A 3,776-nucleotide genomic window follows, 5' to 3' on the forward strand; every position below is an offset into this window, starting at 1 on the left:
GTATAATATGTCAATTAAATCAATAACTTAGGTGATTGTATGGCTAAAAAGATAACATCGATTATGGGGGATAATCAAGTGGAATGCCCTAAATGTTACTCATATTTTCACCGCCAATATTTAACTTTTCACATGTCAAAGTGTGTGGGGAAAGGAATATAAAAAATGTACCAATGTGCCCAAATTGACCAGGCTACAAACCAATGCCTTACATGGGTACAAGTTGGTTTTCTAGGATTACCCGAAATCACGTACGACCAAGCGGGTGATATAGCCACAGCTATAGCGATTTGTATTGTTATTGCCTGGGGCTTTAAAAAAATTGGTCGAATGCTCAAATAAAGGGGAAAAACCATGGGCGAACTTAATACTGTTCAAACTCAACCACAAACCACTCAATCTAAGCGTTTACCGCTTGCCGTTGTTACTGGTGCTTCTGCATTAGTACTTACTAACGTTGCAAACGCTGCAATTGACGTTGCACCTGTTACTTCTGAATTAAGCGATTTAATCACGCCAATTGGCCTTGTAGGTGCTGCATACCTGCTTGTCATTGTTGCGATTAAAGGATGGAAAATCATCCGCCGAGCTTTGTAATAAAAAAAGACGTAATCGGGGCACTAGTTGCCCCATCTTTTATTGAGGGGCTTGTATGTCATGGTTAATCGTTCTAGTTTTCGTAATTTGCATTTTAATAATTTTAAATTAATTACCTGGCTACAGATCTTCATCCTAGCCATTACTCCAAATTTCATTTTCTATCAAGAAGCCAATGCAACGACTGTCGGCGCTGAAGGTTGGTCTGTAACTAAGCGCTTAGTCCAGGGCGCTACCACGTTTTACGATGGCACGAAAAACATTGTTCTGAATGGCAAGAATTACGCTGCTACTGGAGCAGCTAAAATTACACCTGCGGCTAGTCAAGTTTCAAAAATGATTGTAAGAGTCGGTGCTGTTGTAGCTGTTGATTTAGCAATCAAAGCGTTATTAGGTGCTGTTGATTATACAATGGATCCTGCAAATAACCGTGTTAAGTATTATGTTGATCCGTCTGGAGGTTCTTGTGCTTCAAATGGTTCTACTTGTCCTACCTCACCTTATCTTTATCAGTGTTCAACAGGTAACGGTAATTTATATTGTTCAGGTACTTATTCTAACCCTGAGTCAGCATGTTCTAAAGCTTATCCGATCGGTCAATCAAATTTTGTTGGTACATCAAAAGTCGTCAAGCTTTCACCAATTGATTACGATTGCTTTTTGTATGCCCAATCGGGTGAAGCTGTTGCTTCAGGGCGACTAGTTACGCTGAATAACCCTGCATATGATCCTAAAGCACCGCCTGCAAGAGAAGAAAGATACTTGCCTTATGATTCTGTTTCTGCGCGTATTATTAGCGATGCAGCGGCTGAAAAACCAGAAGGAAAAGCTTTTGTATCTTCAGTAGCTGACACTGCATTAGAAGAAGACGAACAAAAACAAATCGTTCCTGCTAACGATATGATCCAACAATTAACACAATCACAAGCAATTCCTACTTCTGGAACTGGTACGGGTACTGCTGTACCTGCTCCAACAACTGGAGAGCCTACAACTGGTGATCCTGCTGCAGCTACTCCACCTTATGATATTAAATTAAATTTCCCTGTTTTCTGTGATTGGGCACCAACTGTCTGTCAAGCTGCCCAAGTAGCTATTAATTTTCCGACAACTGTCGCGGGCTATTGGACTACTTTTAATAAATGGATGAGTGAGTCAGCTACAGATACATCTGATCCAAAACCAGAAATTAAAGAACTACAACTAAATTTTGATGACGGTAATCGAGTAACTTTTGATCAAACTTGCCCACAACCACAGCCTATTGAACTCACTTTTATGGGCGTCTCTCAAAGTGCAAGTTTCTCTTATGAACCCCTTTGTAACTTCATGACAATGATTCGACCTTTTGTCATTGGATCCGCGTATTTAATTGGGGCTTATATCGTCATGGGCTTGTCACGGGGGAATAGTGAGTAATGGGAAAAATACTTTATACAGCATTAACTTTGCTGCTCGGATCTGCACTTAAGCGCGTTCTCCTGGGTGCGGGAATCGGTCTTTTTACAACAAGTGTTGTCCAGGGATTTATCGCTATGTATATCTCCCGTGCGACTTCAAATATGAGCTTCGGCCCGTCAACTGCTTTGGCTTTCCTGGGTATGTGTGGCGGTGATAAAGCTATCGGAATTCTTATAGGTGCTTTGAGCACTTACGCAATTATTAAATCTGCCCAGGTGGGCATACAGAAACTATCAAGTTGATCGATGACGTTTGGCGTGCCGTGCACGCACATAACGGCATCGATTAACTTGTCGGAGTTTATAAAATGATTATTTTGGTTACTGGTACACCAGGCTCGGGGAAAAGCCTATTTGTTGTTTCAAAGATATTAGAACTACAAAAACAATTTCCTGAACGTCAAATTTTTGCCGATATTGAAGGTCTACAGATCGATGGTGTTGAAAAGTCACCTGAAGATTGGCGAACCACTCCAGACAATTCAATTGTTATCTATGACGAAGCCCAACAACATGAGCGCTTCAGATCTGGAACATCAGCAAACAAAGACGATGTAGTACAGAAATTACAAGTACATCGACATACTGGCCATGACATTTGGTTCATCACACAAAGCCCACGTTTTTTAAATGCGTTTGTCCTGGATCTGGTCGGCGAACACTATCACTTGCATCGTCCTTACGGTGCTAAATTGGCAAGCGTTTATTACTGGAGATCAGTAAGAAAGCAGCCTCAATCGTTATCGTCTCGAGAGCTAGCAGAGAACGAGTTTTTATTTAAATACCCTAAAGATTTATTCAGTTACTACAAGTCGGCTACTGCTCATCACGTCAAGATGAAGCTGCCTAAAAAACTTAGTTACGTAGTTTTTGGCATCCTGGCCCTTGCTGCTTATGCAGGCTATATGTATTTCAAACCAGGCACTCAAAAGATGATAAACCCTTCAGCTTTTACCCAGGCAAATAGTCAGCAAAAACCAAAACAAATTGACGGATCTGGATTGACTGCAGAACAACGAAAAGACCTGGAGAATCCAGGCAAAAGAGATGCAGAATTGCTTGCTAAAAATGATGTCCGGATGGAGACTATTGCGATTAAATATAATCCCAACAAGCCATTTGATGTTGACCAATCCCAAATCGAGTATACAGTCACTTCTAAGCCTGTTTTTAGCGGTTGTATTAAAAAGGGTGGTCGCTATGTCGCATATACGCAACAAGGCACCATTCTGCACGATGTGGCGCAATCTGACTGCAAGAAGCTAATAGAACAGAATGACAGACCATTTAACTATTTTGCCCAGGGTAAGACGTCTGAGCCTGTACCTACTGTTAATCAACAACAATTTGCACAACCCGCATTAACAGAACGAGTGTCTACGAGTGAACAGACGCAAGAAAAACCTTCAACCTTTTCTCTCTGATTACAAGCTCCCTGGGGCATAACACGGTAAGAACCGAGCTACGCTCGCAGAAATTATTGGCATTTTGTTACAAGTGCTCGATACACTGAAGCTGAAAAACCGGCTCTACCCGGGAACAAACTAAATACTATTTTTCAATGATTTATAATTTAAGGGGTTAAAACATGGATTGGCATAATATTACACTTTCAGATATAGGTCTCTTGGCTCTTTTTGTATTTGTCTATCCTATTTATTGGTTTGTAGTACATAAACTTATGGATGAAATTTTTGGGTAATAAAGTTCGCATAATGT

The 3,776-nt window shown here is 40.8% G+C and carries 5 protein-coding genes; all 5 read left to right on the forward strand.

Annotated elements, in window-relative coordinates:
• The first annotated feature begins 165 nt into the window (after window positions 1-165).
• The 5 genes from ACXM0J_RS18605 to ACXM0J_RS18625 all read left to right on the forward strand — a co-directional run bounded on the left by ACXM0J_RS18605 (window position 166) and on the right by ACXM0J_RS18625 (window position 3,481).
• Entirely contained in the window at window positions 166-342 is a 177-nt protein-coding gene (locus ACXM0J_RS18605; protein WP_171265328.1) for a hypothetical protein, read from the forward strand.
• A 12-nt stretch (window positions 343-354) separates the two neighbouring features.
• Entirely contained in the window at window positions 355-597 is a 243-nt protein-coding gene (locus ACXM0J_RS18610; RefSeq protein ID WP_086264690.1) for a major capsid protein, read from the forward strand.
• A 60-nt stretch (window positions 598-657) separates the two neighbouring features.
• The gene (locus ACXM0J_RS18615; protein WP_086264691.1) at window positions 658-2,016 is read left to right on the forward strand and encodes a virulence factor TspB C-terminal domain-related protein; all 1,359 of its coding nucleotides are present in this window, start codon (window positions 658-660) and stop codon (window positions 2,014-2,016) included.
• Window positions 2,016-2,300, forward strand: coding sequence for a DUF2523 family protein (locus tag ACXM0J_RS18620; protein WP_086264692.1), 285 nt, complete (start codon window positions 2,016-2,018; stop codon window positions 2,298-2,300). Before ACXM0J_RS18615 ends, ACXM0J_RS18620 begins: the two co-directional genes overlap by 1 nt.
• A 65-nt stretch (window positions 2,301-2,365) precedes the next feature.
• Complete coding sequence (locus tag ACXM0J_RS18625; RefSeq protein WP_086264693.1) at window positions 2,366-3,481, forward strand: zonular occludens toxin domain-containing protein; 1,116 nt, start codon at window positions 2,366-2,368, stop codon at window positions 3,479-3,481.
• The last annotated feature ends 295 nt before the right edge of the window (window positions 3,482-3,776 follow it).

Source organism: Acinetobacter sp. GRABPA_MV_2 (assembly GCF_056725885.1).